Here is a 17588-nt window from a genome sequence, read left to right on the forward strand (position 1 = left end):
ATGTTTCATTACACGGTTGAAACGACCAAAACCATTGAACAAGCGATCGAAGCTCTGACGGAAAATCTGAAGGCGGAAAAGTTCGGCGTCCTATGGCGGTTGGACATGCAGGAGAAGCTTCACGAGAAGGGTGTTGAGTTCGATATGCCGTATGAGATCCTGGAGGTTTGTAATCCGGTTGAAGCTAGACGGGTATTGTCCGAAGATGCGTTGGTCGGATATTTCCTGCCGTGCAAGCTGGCCGTGTACGTGGAGAACGGAACAACCAAGATCGGCATGCCGAAACCAACGGCTTTGATCGGGTTGGCAGAAAATGATGCTTTGATGAGCATTGCATCCGATATCGAAAAGCGCCTGACGGTATGTGTGGATAAGAGTATATAAACGGATACGATAATCCTATTTTCCCATACGATAGTAAAATCAACTAAACCGCTTACATGATAACATGTCGGTAAGTTGGCCGTGATCGATGGACGAATGAAATGCTGTCAGCTGAGAAGGCTGACGGCATTTTTTTTGGATCATTTTGCCGGTCAAAATACTCTCTGCAATCCGGATCTTCCACACCGGGTTCAGACCATCGGAGGGAACAAGTTATGTCAAAAACGATTGTAGCCGTGATCGGCTGCGGGACCATTGCCAACAATGCGCACATCCCGGCGTACATGGCGAACAAGGATGCCGAGATCAAGTATTTCTGCGACATTCGCAAGGAGCGGGCCGAGAAGGCGGCCCTGCAGTACGGGTGCGGCACGGCGGTGGAGGATTATCAGGTCATTTTGGAGGACCCGGACGTGGTGGCGGTGTCGATCTGCACGCCGAACAACGTCCATGCTCAGATCGCAATCGACTGCATGCGGGCGGGCAAGCATGTGCTGTGCGAAAAGCCGGCGGCGAGGACGTACCGGGAGGCGCTGGAGATGCAGAAAGTGCAGCATGAAACCGGCATGACACTGAACATCGGCGTCGTCAACCGCTTCAATAAAGGCGTCAACATCATCAAGCAGATGATCGAAAGCGGCGAGCTCGGCGAGCTGTACCACGTCGTGGTCAGCTTCCGCGCGCATCGCTCCATTCCCGGGCTCGGAGGTGACTTTACGACCAAGGCGGTCGCCGGCGGCGGGGCGCTGATTGACTGGGGCGTTCATTACCTGGATATCGTCATGTACTGCGCGGGCGATCCGCGGCCGAAGACGGTGACGGGGGAGGCGTACTCCAAACTGGGCAAAGACATGCAAAATTACGCTTACCTGAACATGTGGGCGGGTCCCCCAAACTATGAGGGCAGCTATGACGTCGACGACTTCGTGACGGCGATGATTCGGACCGAAGGCCCGTCGATATCGGTCAACGGCGCCTGGGCGCAAAACATCGGCGTGGAAGAAACGTACATCGATTTCCTCGGCGACAAGGCGGGCATCCGCCTTCAGTACGGCCAGGAGTTTACGCTGTATTCGGCGAAGCACGGCGCATTGATCGAAAGCACGCCGAACTATCCGAAAACCAATGCGTTCCAGGAAGAGATCGACGGCTTTATCGCAGGCATCCATTCCGGTGAAAAGCTGCCGTCGCACATTGACACGGTGATTTTGACTGCGCAGATGATCGAAGCCATTTACCAATCCTCCGAAGAAACCCGCGAGATCTCTTTAGCGGAAGCTGGAGTGGCGCCGGCATGAAGAAAATCGGCTTTATCGACTACTATCTAGACGAATGGCATGCCAACCAATATCCCGGATGGATCAAGGACGCCTCGGGCGGGGCGATGGAGGTCGCCTTTGCGCATGCGATCAAGGACGCGGAGCATGGGCTCACCAATCGGGAATGGTGTGCAAAGCATGACGTGACGTGGTGCGACACGATCGAAGAGGTGATCGCCCAAAGCGACTATCTCATCGTGCTGTCGCCCGACAACCCGGAGCAGCACGAGAGGCTTGCGGAGCTGCCGCTGGCCTCGGGGAAGCCGACTTACGTGGACAAGACGTTTGCCCCGGACCGTGCAGCTGCCTTGCGCCTTTTTGAGCGGGCCGCGCAGCATTACACACCGCTGTATTCCTCTTCCGCGCTGCGTTACGCCGACGAATACGGGGAGATCGAGCGCGCGGGGATTCGGGTGATTTCGAGCCTTGGCCCGGGCTCGTTCGAGAACTATTCGATCCACCAGATCGAGCCGATCGTCGCGCTCATGGGTACGGACGCGAAGCGCGTCATGTTCGTCGGCACGGAGGCTGCGCCGGCCCTGCTGATCGAGTTCGCGGGCGGCCGCCAGGCAACGATCCAGCAGCCGGGTCGGGGCTGCCCGTTCATGCTGGTTATCAACTACGACTCGGCTACCTGCCGCGTCGTACAGCCGGCCTCGGACTATTTTCAGCGCTTCATCCGGGATCTGGTGACGTTTTTCGAGACTGGACAGGCGAGCGTGCCGCCTGGCGAGACGATCGCCATCATGTCGATCATCGAGAACGGCCAGATCGCCGCCAAGCAGCCGTATCAGTGGATCGATCTGCCGAAGAGCTAATAAGCGGCAAAACAGTACAAAGCAGCCATTTTCCCGGAGAACGGGAATGGCTGCTTTGCGTTGCGTCCGAACTCATATTAGGGCGGCAGCATTCAATCTCCATGGAGACTCGTTGTCAGTGCACGGCGCGCGTTGACAACGAGTCTCTGGAGATTTTTTGCATTGGGATGGATTGGCCCGAGGGGTTCGAATCTGTGAACTGTAGCCAGATGAACAAAAGACTTTAGTAAACGTCATAAGTGCCTCTCTAAAAGCAAAAGCAGCGGAGGGGACGGAATCGAACTGTAGAAGCGGTAGCGTTCGCCTACAAGCTTTCCGCAGGAAAGCTCGCTTCGAAAGCATCGCCTTTGTTTGCGAATTTCTACCTTTTGGAGATTTCAAACCAAGAAATTTGGAAACAACAGCGATCGGAAGAACGATCCGTAACCGCAGCGGCCACTTTGCACAATGTTAAGAATTTTGTTCCCTTTTTCCATCGCATAAACGCCAGAAGCTAATGCTAAATCCCCTTCGATTTTTCAACCGGCATGCCGCCGGGCTTTTTCCGAACCAGCCGATCCATGACCCGCCTGCTCCACGGACCGAGCGTTGCCAGCGTGGGAGCGTCGACGAACCTGCAGAAAAAATGAGCTAATGCAAAGATAAAAGGAGTTGTTAGGATAACGGTGAGGACTGTGCTGAGGCCGTAAGAGAACAGGAGGTGGAGTTGATAGAACAGATAGGACCCCAGCGAGCAAATGATAGTGAAGTGAACCAGGTATAGGGAAAAGGATATGGTGCCGAGATAGAGGAAAGGCTGCCGGCCGAACAGCGCCTTGAGGCGGGGCGAGACCAGCAGGGCCGTCAAGGTTAGGCAAGCACCCAGCGTATGGTAGAACACGAAGAACGAAAAGGTGGACGAGCCTTTCCATACCAGGATGGAGTAGAGGGTGTTCTCGGTCCCCACGTAAGGGAAAGAGCCGAGATACAGTCCGGCGCCCAGAAACAGGGGAGCGCTCCAAGGCGGAAGAACGGCGGTCAGCCGGTTGCGGCCGCTGTACGTCAGGTCGCTGAGCGCCATGCCGAGCACGAACCCGAGGTAATAGGAATCGGCGAGGAGCACCGCAAGCACGGCGTAACCGATGATCCGCAGCCTGAAGCGGCCGAGAACCAGCAGAAACCCGAAAATGAGGAAGGAGCCCAGCAGCTCGTAGGTCATGGTCCATAACACTGGATTGTAAGCGGACCCATAAGTGAAGAAGGTGTGGTACAGCGCCTCCTGGATCATGGCGAGAACACGGGGACTGGCCGCGAACGGATCGGGCATCGATGATTGGGTCGTTTGGCGGATGTCGTCATAAAATCCCCAGCCCAGCCGCATGACCGCGAAAGCGAGGCAAACGGACAGCGAAGCCGGAATGGCGAGCCGGAAAAACCTGCGCAGCGCGGACGCGTAGATATGCATCTTATCTTTCGTGAGAAAATAGCGCCAGCTCAGCACGTATCCGCTCAGAACGAAAAAGACGCAAACCGAGAAGTTGCCGTTAAACATCAGGTTCAGCGGCGTTCGCGCAGCCAAGCCTTCAAAGGGAAAGTGGGCGATCTCCGGTTTTCCTTCGAAGACGGACGGCGCGAAGATCTGAAAAAAATGGGAAACGACGACCACGCAGGCCGCCAGTCCTCTTAAACCATCCAAATAAGCGATTTTAGTCTTCATGCAAGTGCAAGCCTCCCTCGATTTTTGAATCCCATTCTAGGCGATTCACGAGGGGAAAGATTGTACTTCCGTATCAAGTTCCATCAGCCCCAAACGGGCGCTTGCGAAAAAGGCCGTCATTTCTAGGAACCGCAGAGAGGAGTCATGCCGAATGAAAAAGCTCGATATCGATCGATTGACCCGCGCCGGAGTCATCTATTTCAATTCCAAGCTCGAAATGCTGGCGGATTTGCACTGCAAGATGTACCGGATGAACACCCTCGTCAGCTTGTCCACCCATTTCCATGACTATTATCAGATATGGTACGTATCCAAAGGCGAGTTCGTGCACACGATCAGTAATCGGCAGTACCGGATCCGGCAAGGCGATTTGTTCCTCGTTCCCCCCTTTACGCTGCATCGCGTGCAGGCCTTCGTGACAGAGGGGGAGATTCTCGGCTGCGAATTTATGCCGTCCTTCATCAACGAGCGCTTTGCGGACCCTTCGGGAGAGCGGAGGTTTTTCGACGCCGAGTATTTGAAGCATTTCTCGCTGTCGGACTGTACGCCGCACTCGCAGATCGTCTTCGACGGCGTCACGGACGGCAGAATCCGCGGTTTGCTCCAGGACATGCTCGGGGAATACGAGGAGCGGACGCCCTTTTTTGAAATCGTGCTGAAGGCCAGCCTCCTGCAGCTGCTGTCGATCATCATCCGCCAGGTGAACGGGGAGCTGGTGAAGGCCGGGTTCCAAAAAATCGAAAGGTACCGCGGCACGATGAACAAGGTCGTCGAATACATCGACCGGAATGCGCATGAGGACATCAAGCTGGAGCATATCTGCGCCATATCCAACATGTCGAAGCCAACGATTTGCCGGCTGTTCAAAGAGTGGACGGGCAAGACCTTCAACCGCTATCTCGTCGATTTACGCATATCCAACGCGCTCGTCCTGCTGCAGCGGCCGTCCATGTCCATCACGGACGTATGCTATGCCACGGGGTTCAACGAGCTAGCGTATTTTTGCCGGATTTTCAAAAAATACACGGGCATTTCCCCGAACCAGTTCCGAAAACAGGTGCTGGGCAAATCGTTTTAAATTTTAACGATAATCCAATTTGTAGAGACAATAGTGAAATTAACTAAAACGCTTACATGATAACATGTGGGTAGTTGACGGCGGCAAGCACGCTTTGGCGGCGCTGCCGCCCCAAGATTAAGGAGGGAAGAGACATGATGCGAAAAGGGAGTACATGGGGGCTCATGATGGTTTTCCTGCTGGTCGCCGTCCTGTCGGGCTGCGGCGGCAAAGATGCGGCAGAGGGCAGCCAGGAAGGCGGCGAAGCGAAGGGCGGCGATGCCCCGAAAGAAAAGGTGCAGCTGAGCTTCTGGTATGGCTGGACCGGCATGGAGGCGGAGGCCCTCGAAAAATTAATCAAAAAATGGAATGACGCCAACCCGGACATTCAGGTAAAGGGGCTGTCCCAAAGCGATTACCAGAAGCAGCTGACGGCGATTACCGGAGGCAATCCGCCCGATGTCGCGTCCAACTTCGGTCAGGATGTCGTGCCATGGGGCGAACGCGGGGCTATGATGCCGCTGGACGATTTCATCCAGAAGGACAACGTCGATCTCGGCGACTTCGTACCTGCCGCACTGAGCTCTTCCCAGGCCGGCGGCAAAACGTACGCCATACCGATCGCGATGCACGTCTCGATGCTTTTCTATAACAAGGAGCTGCTGGAGAAGGCAGGTTTTAACGGTCCGCCGGAGACCATGAGCCAGCTTAAGGAATACATCGCGAAGCTGAGCGTCAAGGAGGATGGGGGCAAGCTGCAGCAGCTGGGCCTGTGGCCCGGCGTCGATGCCTATACGTTCAGTTACGCCTATGGCGGATCCTATTATGATGCGGACAAGAAGCAGGTCACGCCGGACGATGCGGGGGTCAAGAAGGCCGTAGAATTCGGAAAAGGAATCTGGGACCAATTCGGATCGAAGGAGCTCGATCGCTTCGCATCCGGCCTGGGGCAGTACATGTCGCCGCAGAATCCATTCTTTACGGGCAAATACGCGATGACGATCGACGGCGAATGGCTGCCTACGTTCATTAAGCAGTACGCCCCGAACCTGAAATACGGCATTGCGCCCATTCCGTACGATGAGAGCAATCCGAATCTGAAGGACCCGGGCAACGTCTCGACCAGCGTATTTTACATCCCGAAAGGCGTAAAGCATCCGGAAGAATCGTGGCAGTTCCTGAAATGGATGACCGAGCCGGAGCAGATGGCGGAGTTCACCGCGGCCATCGGCAACCTGCCGACCCGAACCTCGCTGCAGACGCATGAAATTTATAAGGAGGTGCCGGGCTTCCAAGAGTTTTTACAGTATTCCTCCAGCCCGAACCTGCATTCCTTCCCGGCCACGTCCTTCTCGACAGAGTACATGACGGAATTCTCGAACCAGTATAACGCGATTCTGCGCGGAGAAGTCGGCTTGGATGAAGGATTGAAGCGGGTGACGGACAAAATCCAGCCCTTAGTCAAATAATCCGGCTCATCACATCCGGGCTCGGTCCGCTCCTGGGCCGGGCCCGCATTCCAACAAACACGAGGAGGACGTGCAGATGATTGAAACGATATCCTCAGCGGCGCCTAGGCGGAGAAGGGGCTGGACGAGGAAGGAGTGGCATTATTTTTGGCTGGGGCTGATTTTCGCTTCCCCATGGATCATCGGGTTTCTGATTTTTACCGTGTATCCTTTCTTCAGCTCCCTCTACTTCAGCCTGACGGAATACGATCTGTTCAATCCCCCGAAATGGGTGGGCATGGACAATTACGCCGCGATCATGAAAGACCGCAGCTTCTATAAATCGATCAGCAACACGCTGTTCATGGCGTTCATATCCGTTCCGGTCACGCTGTTTAGCTCGCTGCTTATTGCGCTGCTGCTGAACTTTAAGGTGAAGGGCATCCGTTACTACCGCACCATCTTTTATCTCCCGGCCGTCATTCCCGGCGTGGCGAGCGCCCTGCTCTGGACCTGGATGCTGAATCCGGACTTCGGCCTGGTCAACATTTTTTTGCGCTGGGTGCATCTTCCCGATCCGGCCTGGCTGCTCGACCCCCGGTTCACCAAGCCTTCCCTGATTCTGATGGGGCTGTGGGGCTCCGGCGCGGGTGCGCTCATTTTTCTCGCGGCGCTGCAAGGCGTTCCGCAAACCTACTACGAAGCGGCCCAGGTCGACGGTGCCAACTGGTGGCACCGGTTCTGGAGAATCACGGTGCCGGCGCTGTCGCCGATCATTTTGTTCCAGCTGATTATGGGACTCATCGGGGCATTTCAAATTTTCACGGAATCCTACATTCTGGCGGGTGGCAAGTCAAGCGGGGGCGCTCTCGGCGGGCCCGGGCAGTCGTTATTGTTCTATGCCGTCAATTTGTACCAGGAAGCTTTCATCAATCTGAAAATGGGATACGCTTCGGCGCTGGCCTGGATCCTGTTCGTGATCGTCATGCTGATTACGCTGCTGGTCCTGAAAACGTCCAAACGCTGGGTCTACTACGGAGGTGAATAGCGGATGAGCGCTGGCAAGCTGATTCGCACGAAAATTTTTCCGCATACGATGCTGATTTTGTTCGCATTCTTCTTTCTCTTTCCGTTCGTTTGGCTCGTGTTCACTTCGCTCAAGTCGTCGAACGAAATTTTTGAACTGCCGCCGCGCATCCTGCCGGAATCGTTTCAATGGTCGAATTACAAGGCCGCATTCGAAACGGTGCCGTTCGGGCACTATATGCTGAACACCCTGGTCATCTGCGTCGTTTGCATCGTCGGGCAATTGTTCGCCTCCCCGCTGGTGGCCTATTCGATCTCACGGATTCCGTGGGTGGGGAGCAAGATCATTTTCGCGATCGTCCTGGCAACGATGATCCTGCCGTCGCAGGTGCAGCTGATTCCGCAGTACATCATTTTCGCCAAGCTGGGCTGGATCAACACCATCCTGCCGCTGACGATCGGGGCCTTTTTCGGCGCGCCGTTCTACATTTTCTTATTGAGGCAATTTCTCTTAGGCATCCCTAAGGAGCTGTCCGAAGCGGCGAAAATGGATGGGGCCTCCGAGTTCCGCATCTACTCGCAAATCATTATGCCGACCTTGAAGCCTGCATTAGCGACGGTCGCCTTGTTTACCTTCGTGGGTGCCTATACGGACTTTATGGGACCGCTCATATACTTGAATGATGCCGCCAAGTGGACGCTGACGCTCGGTCTGCAGGGATTCCAGCAGGATCACGGGGCGCAATGGGAAAAGCTGATGGCCGCGTCGACGATCATGGCGATTCCGATGATTTTGCTCTATTTTTTCGGTCAAAAATACTATATGCAATCCGGATCTGCTTTTACAGGGTTCAAATGAAATGCACCTCATGCATCCATATACATGGGCTGGTTGGAAACTCCAATCAGCCTTTTTTCGATTCTTCAACCTTGTAACTTTGCGGCGGCTGACAGCGTCCATAAGAAGGAAGAGAAATTTTCGTTAGAAGCTGGGAGGATATTGATGATGCGAAAATGGACTATGGCGGCTGCCGGGCTGCTGCTCGCCGGGACGGTCGGAGGAAGCCTCTGGACAGGCCCGTCGGCTTGGGCTCAAACATCCGGACCGAACGCAAGTTATTCGAGCCCGGGCTCGGAATTTTATTTGACGAATCCGGTACCGCTTGCCAAGCCAAAGTGGACGGCGGCGCTCGACGCGCCGAAGGACTCGTCCGCCTCCAATCCTTCCGCGGTTATAGCGGCTCAGGGAAAGGTTTACTACATCGCAGGCGGCAAGCTGATCGCGAAGGCCGCGACCACCGGGAAGACGCTGTGGTCGTTCGGGTCGGGGCTTGGTGATGCAACCGTCGCGGATTCGAACGGAACCAAACTGTACGTCGGCGCCAAAGACGGCTCGGTCTATCGGGTCGATGCGGCGACCGGCAAAGGCGCGCGCATCTACCGGGCTCCATCGGGACAGGTACCGGCGATCTCCGTGGATGGCGGGACCTTGTATGTCTTTGCCGGCGGATCGCTTATCTCGGTCGATCCTGCCACAGGCAAGGAGAAGTGGCGAAACTTGGACGGCAAGTCCTTGCCTCAACGCGTGGGCGGGAAGCTGCTCTCGGGCGCCGTGGAATCGGGAGCGATCACCGTCTATACAACTTACGCGATCGATCCCGCTACGGGCAAGACGCTGTGGCGATTGCCTGGAGACCACTCGGGACTTCTCAAATCGGAAGGGGATACACTGTACTTCCAGGACCAATGGCCGAATGCCGATTATGTGGAGACTGCGGCGAACATCGACGAGGTGGATGTGAAGACCGGCAAGATCACGGCAAGCAAGAAGTTCGTTGCCTTAAAGGCTGACGGCAGTCCGGTCTATCCCCCATATAAAGTGGTGCTGGACGGCAATGACGTCTATGCGGCCGTTTCCGGCGAGGGCGTCTTCCGTTTCAATTACGACGCCGATCCCGCCGTCGTGAAGCCGGAATTGATTGCAGATCGGGGGGAGTTCATTGCAGGCCCCTATAACGGCAAGCTGTTTTTCCTGAATGAGGACAACCGCGGGATTCATGCGCGCAAAATCGTGGATCGCTCGACAGTCTTTTATAACGGCCTCGACAATCCGGCCAGCCGCATCGATATGATCGAATCCGGCTTGTACGTCGGTCAGAGCGACGGTACCGTCTACGCGTTGAACGTCTCGACGGGCAAGGCTTTGTTCCGCGCGCAGACGGCGGCCCGCAGTTACGGAGCGTTCCAGGTGGAAGGCGGCATGCTGCTCGTTCAGGCGGAAGGCCAGTTGTATGCGTACCCGCTGCCTTCCGAATTGACGAAGTCCGCCGCAGCGGGCAGCGCTGCAGGTGCCTTCACGAAGTCAGATGCCAAGATCACGCTGGAAGGGAAGGCGCTTGCACTGCCTGCTGGGGCGGGCGTCATGTCGACGGACAACCGAATGTTTATCCCCTTCCGGTCGCTGACGGAGGCGCTCGGAGCCAAGGTCGCCTACGACGCGCAGGCGAAGCGGACGACCGTGACTTACGGAACGCGCGTTTTCTCGATCGCCGACGGCTCTCCCTTTGCTCTCACAGGCGGGAAGCAAGTCGCGCTGACCTACTCGCCCGCTAATCTGAACGGCTCGCTCTACGTGCCGATCAAGGACTTCGGCGATCTGCTGGGCGTGCAGGTCAAATGGAACGCCGGCACGCGCACGGTGGAGGTAACCAAAGAGGGGGCCGCGAAATAAGGCTGGCGGATCCGCGCTATTGGAGGCGGACACAGAACGGATAGAAAAACTCCTATTTTCCTTAATTAGGCTAATGTATACTAAAAACGGCGGGATGACTGCCGTTTTTCCACATTCACTTTACGTAAATGAAGGTTTATCGATGCCGATTTTGAAGCAAAAAACAAGGGCAATGGAGATGAGCATACAATGAAGGTGATCGGTCTTATTGGTGGGATGAGTTGGGAATCCTCTATTGAGTACTATCGAATGATCAATGAAGAAGTGAGAAGAAGATTAGGCGGGTTACACTCAGCGAAGTGTCTTTTATATAGTGTTGATTTTGAAGAAATTGAACGTTACCAAGCGGAAGGCGCCTGGGACAAGGCGGGTGAAGTGTTAGGTCAAACCGCACGTTCTTTGGAAAAAGGGGGAGCTGACTTTATCGTCATTTGTACCAATACGATGCATAAAGTTGTCGATGATATTCAGTCACAGGTCAAAATCCCTATTTTACATATCGCGGATGCTACGGCAGCCCAAATCAAGGAAAGCAAGATTCGTTCTGTTGGGCTGCTCGGCACAAAGTACACCATGGAACAAGACTTTTATAAATCACGTTTGGAGCAGAACGGGATTCAAGTGATCGTTCCAAATCGGGATGACAGAGAGGCCGTAAACAAGATCATTTATGAAGAGTTGTGTTTGGGCAAGATTCATCAGGAATCTAGGGATTATTATAAAAAGGTTATTCAAGGCTTGATCGAATCAGGAGCCGAAGGGATTATATTAGGCTGCACAGAAATTGGATTGTTAGTGAAGCCGGAAGACGCTGAAGTTCCTCTGTTTGACACAACCTACATCCATGCTTGCGAGGCCGTAAATATGTCGTTGAAAGCGTGAATTTGGAGATGAATCCCGTACGAATCCGTTAAAATAGAATTATCATCGCAGCGCGCCCGCCAGGGCGCGTTTTTTAAATGATCTAGGGTTTGGAGTACTCCGGTACACGCCAGAAAATATTTATAGCAATTTCCCGGCCGATTTTGTCACATCCCATCCTCACTCCCCGTCATACGGGTAAAATCACCGAAAGGGATGATCGAGATGGAGATGGAATACGATTACGATGTGGCGGTAGTTGGCGGGGGCATAGCAGGTCTGACGGCGGCGGTGTACGCGGCGAAGGCGGGGAAGCGGACGATTCTTATCGAGAAGCAGGAGCGTCTCGGCGGCCGGGCGATCACGGTGAAGAAAAGAGGAGCCTATTTTAGTTTGGGCGGGCACGCCCTGTATCATGGCGATGCGCTCGCGACATTCCGCGAACTCGGACTAAGTTTGCAGGGGGGCCAGCCCTCCACCGATGCACTCGGCATTTGGAACGGAAAGCTGGTGACCATGCCGATGGGGGTCAAATCGCTCTTCACCACGCCGCTGCTGTCCTGGAAAGGGAAGGTGGAACTTGCCTCCTGGCTGGCGAAGCTGGGCAAACTGGATACGCTCCGGTATGAGCGGGTCAGTCTCCGAGAATGGCTGGAGGGGAATGTCAAGGACCCCATGCTGCGGCATTTATTTTATGCGCTTCTGCGTACGGCGAGCTACGTAGTAGCGCCGGATCTGCAGGCGGCGGGTCCGGTACTGCGGCAGCTGCAGAACTCCTTGAAGGGCGTGCTGTATCTGGACCGGGGCTGGGGCGTGATGGTCGACGAGTTAGGCAAGCTGGCTGAGAAAGGCGGCGTGAAGCTGCTCTCGAAGAGCAAGGCCGTGTCGATCGGGCACGCTGAAGGCTCCGTACGGCATGTGCTCTGCGAAGATGGAACGATGATCAAGGCGAATGCCGTCATCGTCGCCGCTTCGCCCGCGGTCGCTTATCAACTGGTGCCCGGGGCTGAAACGACTGCCCTTCATACCTGGAAGGAGCAGGCGGTCGAAATTACGGCTGCATGCCTGGATGTCGCCCTCCGTCGTCTGCCGAAGCCGGATCAGCAATTCGTGTACGGCATCGACCGGACCGTCTTCCTATCTAACCAGTCGCGCGCTGCTTATCTTAGCGACGATGGATCGCAGGTCGTCACCGTGATCAAATACAAGGGGCCGGAAAGCGATCCGAAACAGGATTTGCAGGACCTCGAACAAATGCTGGACCTGGTGCAGCCGGGCTGGAGGGATGAACTCGTCGTCCGGCAGTATCTGCCGACAATGACGGTATGCCACGATTTTATGCATCTGAACCGTCAGGAGAACCCGGGGCCCGCCGTCCCGGAAATCAAAGGGCTGTACGTGGCAGGAGATTGGGCTTCGCACGGGGAATTACTAGCCGACGCCGCGACGGCGAGCGCGAAAAGGGCTGTGCGGCATATTCTCTCCCTAGAGAGTGAGGGAAGGGGGACCCATGAGCAGCATAGAAGAATTGTATGAAACCTATAGAAAACCGCTGATATCCTATGCCTACCGGATGCTGGGCAGCGTCATGGACGCGGAGGATATCGTGCAGGAGTCTTTTCTAAGCTATGGCCGGCTGGAGGAACTCGATGCGATACGGAATGAGCGATCCTTTTTGTACAAAATCGTCACCAACCGATGCCTGGACCTGCTTCGTTCCTCAGCGAAGAAACGGGAGCTCTACGTCGGTCCATGGCTTCCTGAGCCTCTGATCGGTTCGCTGGATGCTTCCGAAGCTGATCCGTCCGAAATCTATGTGCGCCGCGAATCGATATCAACGGCATACCTGTTGCTCCTTCAGCAGCTTAGTGCCGTCGAAAGGGCCGTCTTTCTCCTGCGCGAGATTTTTCATTATTCCTTCGACGAGATTGCCGGGATGGTTGGCAAGAGTACGGCGAACTGCCGGCAAATTTTCCACCGGGCCAAAAAGAGCATCCAAGCCGATCCCGAGCAATGCCTCCCGTTTCACGTGGCCGAAGAGAAGCTGCAGGATTTCGTCAGTTCCCTTCTGCAAGGGAATACAAGCCGACTCCTGGAGCTGGTCAGCGAGGGCGCAGCCATGATCTCTGACGGCGGCGGCAAGGTCACGGCGGCACGGGTGCCTGTCCTTGGATTCGAGCGGGTCATCCATCTGCTGCTTAATCTGCTTAAGATGTACGAGGGGAAATTTGCGTATTCGTTCGTTTCCGTCAACGGCATACCGGGCTTCCGGCTTGCGATAGATAACGGGGATCAGTTCGTGTATTCTTTTTCTTTTAAAGATGACAAGATCCAATCGATTTACGCATTAGGAAATCCGGAGAAGCTGAGGCATTTGCCGGAACTCAAGCAGCGGGATGATGAACTTGGCACGCCGTGAAAGGCACAGCTAACCAACCAAATGATTACGCATCCCGCGATCGTCGTTAAGCTAGAGGAACAACAGAAAAGCAGCATATGTGAAAAAGACCCTGCCGGCGCGTAGCCAGCGGGGTTTTTGGCGTTCATGGATCTTATTATATGGTCTGCAAAATTCTAACGACCTGATCCTCGATATGGGAATCGTCAACCTTATTCCAATGCTCAGGGCGAATCATTTGATACTTTTTCATTCGGTAAAACTCTATAACGGCTTGTTTCAAGGTGAGGTCATACCACTGGATGCTGAACGTCGGTTCCATGATCCGCCGCAGCGTAGCGTCGTCTTGAACCAAGGACAGCACCGCATTCATTCGGTTGAAAATTCCCTGATCCATCCCGGCTTCAAAAAAGCCTTCCAGATTTTTATTCCGGTTCTGCTGGGCGATGACCAGACTTTCAAACAACCGCGGATAGAATTCTTTGAGGTCCTCCAGGAACAAATCGGATATAAAAATGACGCAGATCAGCGATTGCAGGAATGTTAGCTGAAAACGCTCGATATAAGAGACGGTTTCGTCGCTCACAACGACATCGGCCTGCTGCAAGTAGTTCATCTCATACTCCACGACCTGCTGAATGATGTCATCTTTGGATGAAAAATGCTTATACAGCGTCACCTTGCTGATATCCATATATTTGGCGATATCGTCTATTTTAAGTTGGCTGAATTTGTTCTTTCGGATGACCGGTTTTATTTTCTCGATATAATGATCGGCACTTACGGCTTTTCTCACAAAATGAAGCCTCCTTTGTACTTATACAACATATTATACCGAATTCACTGTTACCACAAACACTTTTTACTAAAATTAATAAATTAACTTTTTTTATTAAGTTTGTTTACTTTATTAATTACGTGAGCTATAATCGGTCTTGCAAAAATAAATGAGCTTCTAAAGCCAGAGGAGGAAAAAAAGATGAGTACAGTGGAAAAAGGGAAATACGAAGGCAAGCGGGTTGTCATTACGGGAGGCAGCAGCGGGTTCGGCCTGGAGACGGCGAAGATGCTGGTGGATGAAGGAGCGCGTGTATTGATCACCGGCCGTACCCAGTCCACGCTCGATTCGGCTCTGAAACAATTGGGGAACAGCGCGGTCGCCGTCGTGAGTGACGCCTCGTCGTTGAGTGATATTGAAGCCCTGTCCGACCGGGTGAAGGCTGAGTTTGGCACGATCGACGCCTTGTTCGTAAACGCTGGCGTGACACGCTTCGTTCCTTTTGAGTCCGTTACGGAAGAGGTGTACGACGAGGTTCTCGCCATCAATACCAAGGGGCCGTATTTTACCGTGCAAAAGCTCGTCCCGCTGCTTAACGAGGGGAGCGGCGTGGTTCTCACAACTTCGGTCGCGAACGTGCTTGGAATTCCGATGATCAGCGCGTACGCTGCCAGCAAGGCAGCGCTCCGTTCCATGACGCGCAGCCTCGCCCGCGAGCTGCTGCCGCGGAAGATCCGTGTGAACGCGGTCAGCCCCGGTCCGATCGACACCGGCATTCTGGACAGATCGATGCCGGCCGAAGCGGCGGAACAGACCAAGGCGCAAATGAGACAGGAGAACCCGATGCTGCGTTTTGGGGAGCCCAGCGAGGTAGCCCAAGCCGTCTTGTTTCTCGCCTTCGATGCCACCTATACCACGGGGGCTGAGTTCCCCGTTGACGGAGGCGGCTCGCAAATCTAAGTACGTTGTAACCCGCAGTTGGCTAACCAACCGATATGTTATAAACGAACCAAGGAAGGGAAGCGAATCCATATGGCAACAATGGAAAATGCAAAAAATATGCGCATCTTTGTAACAGGCGCGACGGGGTTCGTCGGTTCCGCCGTTGTTCGCGAACTCATTGCCGCGGGGCATCAAGTCGTCGGGCTCGCGCGTTCGGATAAGTCTGCTGCATCGCTGACGGCCGCCGGAGCCGAGGTGCACCGCGGTTCCCTGGATGACCTTAACAGTCTGCGGGAAGGAGCCGCCGCAGCGGACGGCGTGATTCACTTGGCCTTCAAGCACGATTTCGCGGACTTCGCGGCAGCCGCTGAGGCGGATAGCAAGGCGATCGAGGCGATCGGTGAAGCACTGGAGGGCACTGGAAAGCCGCTCGTGGCCACCTCGGGAACATTGATGCTTACACCGGGACGACTTGGGACGGAAGAAGAGGCGTCGACCCAGTCTACGCCACGGCGCTCCGAGGAAGCTGCACTCGCGCTGGCTGGGCGCGGGGTGAGAGCTTCGGTCGTCCGCCTGTCACCGTCCGTGCATGGCCCGGGCGAGCAGGGCTTTGTTCCGACTCTGATCGGTATCGCGCGGGAGAAAGGCTTTGCGGCGTACGTGGATGAGGGGCTTAACCACTGGCCGGCGGTTCACCAGCTTGATGCGGCGCGCCTGTTCAGACTGGCGTTGGAAAAAGGAGCCGCAGGTGCCGTGTATCACGGGGTCGGCGATGAGGGCGTGCCCTTCCGGGAAATCGCTGAGGTCATCGGCCGCCACCTGAACCTGCCGGTACGCAGCATTTCCCGCAAAGAGGCAGAGGCTTACTTCGGTTGGCTCGCCTTCGCCGCGTCGACCGACAATCTGGCATCGAGCGCACTGACCCAGGAACGCTTAGGATGGCAGCCCGTGAACCCTGGTTTGATCGCGGATCTGGAACAGGGGCACTACTTCAACCGTTATTGATGGATTGGGTGAACGAAGAAGTTTTTCGAATGGCGCTGAACCAATAGGTCCTGAACTCATTTGGTTAATAGAATAAGTAACTTTATGGGGGCTTCCTTTTTATGCAGAGGGTTGTCCAACGAAATCGCCTGACGGTACCATCGTTATAAAAGTCTTGGCCTGTGATTCAGTACCCCCTTCATGGATGTATTGGGCACAGGCCATAGATGTTATCCAATATGATCATAGATCGACTTAGTATAATATTGATCCGGATTACTTCCAAGACTCGACTTAATCTCCTCCCACCACCCATGTTACAATAAACCCAAATCATCACAGTTATTGGAGGTATCCTCATTGATCATTCAACTAGGCAATTTTGAAGTGAATTCCGGGAAATTGGTAGTAGCGGATCCTTGTTACGAATTGGATCGGGATACGATTATTATGGGCGTGTTGGAATCCGCCTTAACCGGCAAGTGGGCGGGGGAAGTGGAGAAGGTCGATGTCCGCGACTGGGGCGAAGCCAACGCCAAGCTGACGGCTTACCATCACTCCGTGGCGGAACAGGCAGCGTCGCTGGAATGGATCAAGTGTTCTTTTGTGGCCGGGGTGGACAGCGGGCAGGCCGGGATTTTTGATATCGACAAGCACCGGATTCCTGACGCGGACGCACCTGAAGGTAAGCAGGACCAAGATACCGAATGGTATTACGCCTGCTGCGATCTCACCGAGAGCGGGGAGGAAGCAGGTGTCTTGGAAGGCGGTGTCGTATCGCGCACAGGCATGGGCGACGGGGCGTACGGGGTGTACCAGGCTGTGAATGCCGATAATCAGGTGGTTGGCGTGAAGATTGTGTTTATTAAGGGCTAGTTCGTGTCCAGGGGGAAATCTCAATCAATATGTAAAAAGCCGGGGAAAGCTGAGCTCCTTGGCTTTTTTGTCGTGGTCTGAAACAGGGAAATATACGAATCAACGCTGATCTGCTGGATCGCTGCGCAAAAATGCAAAGAACAAAAAAGAACGCTCAAAGAGCGTCCTTTGAGCGGATTAATAAAATTTCCAATGATCTTTCCGATGCTTTTTCTTTTTCTTACAAATGACTACAGCCTTTTGACCAGGGTGGAGTTTTACGACAATTAC

General features: G+C 54.5%; 16 protein-coding genes. 14 read left to right on the forward strand and 2 right to left on the reverse strand.

Translation table 11 applies throughout. The features are described 5' to 3' along the window. The 3 genes from CJP46_RS18555 to CJP46_RS18565 all read left to right on the forward strand — a co-directional run bounded on the left by CJP46_RS18555 (window position 1) and on the right by CJP46_RS18565 (window position 2521). A complete protein-coding gene (locus tag CJP46_RS18555; protein ID WP_094597117.1) occupies window positions 1–384 on the forward strand; it encodes a DUF302 domain-containing protein in 384 nt (127 codons plus the stop codon). Window positions 385–599: 215 nt separating this feature from the next. Next, on the forward strand, window positions 600–1682 hold the full coding sequence (locus tag CJP46_RS18560) for a Gfo/Idh/MocA family protein (protein ID WP_094597118.1): 1083 nt from the start codon (window positions 600–602) through the stop codon (window positions 1680–1682). Then, window positions 1679–2521 carry a Gfo/Idh/MocA family oxidoreductase gene (locus CJP46_RS18565; RefSeq protein ID WP_094597119.1) on the forward strand — a complete coding sequence of 281 codons (843 nt, stop codon included), beginning with the start codon at window positions 1679–1681 and terminating at the stop codon, window positions 2519–2521. The genes CJP46_RS18560 and CJP46_RS18565 overlap by 4 nt, the downstream gene beginning before the upstream one ends. 499 nt (window positions 2522–3020) lie before the next feature. Here CJP46_RS18565 and CJP46_RS18570 read toward each other — a convergent pair whose 3' ends face one another. Continuing rightward, complete coding sequence (locus CJP46_RS18570) at window positions 3021–4217, reverse strand: acyltransferase family protein (protein ID WP_094597120.1); 1197 nt, start codon at window positions 4215–4217, stop codon at window positions 3021–3023. Between the two features lie 151 nt (window positions 4218–4368). On the opposite strand from CJP46_RS18570, the gene CJP46_RS18575 reads away from it, so the two are divergent. From CJP46_RS18575 to sigJ, 8 genes are all read left to right on the forward strand, one after another. Further along, complete coding sequence (locus CJP46_RS18575; protein WP_094597121.1) at window positions 4369–5295, forward strand: AraC family transcriptional regulator; 927 nt, start codon at window positions 4369–4371, stop codon at window positions 5293–5295. A 134-nt stretch (window positions 5296–5429) separates the two neighbouring features. Next, complete coding sequence (locus CJP46_RS18580) at window positions 5430–6743, forward strand: ABC transporter substrate-binding protein (RefSeq protein WP_094597122.1); 1314 nt, start codon at window positions 5430–5432, stop codon at window positions 6741–6743. Window positions 6744–6819: 76 nt separating this feature from the next. Continuing rightward, on the forward strand, window positions 6820–7770 hold the full coding sequence (locus CJP46_RS18585; RefSeq protein WP_094597123.1) for a carbohydrate ABC transporter permease: 951 nt from the start codon (window positions 6820–6822) through the stop codon (window positions 7768–7770). Window positions 7771–7773: 3 nt separating this feature from the next. Beyond that, entirely contained in the window at window positions 7774–8607 is an 834-nt protein-coding gene (locus CJP46_RS18590; protein WP_094597124.1) for a carbohydrate ABC transporter permease, read from the forward strand. A 144-nt stretch (window positions 8608–8751) separates the two neighbouring features. Then, window positions 8752–10479: an outer membrane protein assembly factor BamB family protein gene (locus CJP46_RS18595; RefSeq protein ID WP_179281216.1), complete on the forward strand. Its 1728-nt coding sequence runs from the start codon at window positions 8752–8754 to the stop codon at window positions 10477–10479. 189 nt (window positions 10480–10668) lie between these two features. Continuing rightward, window positions 10669–11361, forward strand: a complete 693-nt coding sequence (locus CJP46_RS18600; protein ID WP_094597126.1) for an aspartate/glutamate racemase family protein — start codon at window positions 10669–10671, stop codon at window positions 11359–11361. 204 nt (window positions 11362–11565) lie between these two features. Beyond that, a complete protein-coding gene (locus CJP46_RS18605) occupies window positions 11566–12876 on the forward strand; it encodes a phytoene desaturase family protein (protein WP_256992416.1) in 1311 nt (436 codons plus the stop codon). Further along, the gene (gene sigJ / locus CJP46_RS18610; RefSeq protein WP_094597128.1) at window positions 12851–13759 is read left to right on the forward strand and encodes an RNA polymerase sigma factor SigJ; all 909 of its coding nucleotides are present in this window, start codon (window positions 12851–12853) and stop codon (window positions 13757–13759) included. Before CJP46_RS18605 ends, sigJ begins: the two co-directional genes overlap by 26 nt. Window positions 13760–13895: 136 nt before the next feature. Here the strand turns inward: sigJ and CJP46_RS18615 are convergent, their stop codons facing one another. Then, on the reverse strand, window positions 13896–14534 hold the full coding sequence (locus CJP46_RS18615) for a TetR/AcrR family transcriptional regulator (protein ID WP_094597129.1): 639 nt from the start codon (window positions 14532–14534) through the stop codon (window positions 13896–13898). Between the two features lie 183 nt (window positions 14535–14717). Here CJP46_RS18615 and CJP46_RS18620 point away from each other — a divergent pair, with 183 nt between their 5' ends. The 3 genes from CJP46_RS18620 (at window position 14718) to CJP46_RS18630 (ending at window position 17318) form a co-directional block, all read left to right on the forward strand. Continuing rightward, a complete protein-coding gene (locus tag CJP46_RS18620) occupies window positions 14718–15476 on the forward strand; it encodes a glucose 1-dehydrogenase (protein WP_094597130.1) in 759 nt (252 codons plus the stop codon). Between the two features lie 99 nt (window positions 15477–15575). After that, window positions 15576–16463: an SDR family oxidoreductase gene (locus CJP46_RS18625; RefSeq protein WP_094597377.1), complete on the forward strand. Its 888-nt coding sequence runs from the start codon at window positions 15576–15578 to the stop codon at window positions 16461–16463. Between the two features lie 339 nt (window positions 16464–16802). Continuing rightward, on the forward strand, window positions 16803–17318 hold the full coding sequence (locus CJP46_RS18630) for a DUF4241 domain-containing protein (protein WP_094597131.1): 516 nt from the start codon (window positions 16803–16805) through the stop codon (window positions 17316–17318). Window positions 17319–17588: the final 270 nt, after the last annotated feature.

The organism is Paenibacillus sp. XY044, assembly GCF_002257645.1.
Lineage (GTDB): Bacteria > Bacillota > Bacilli > Paenibacillales > Paenibacillaceae > Paenibacillus_AQ.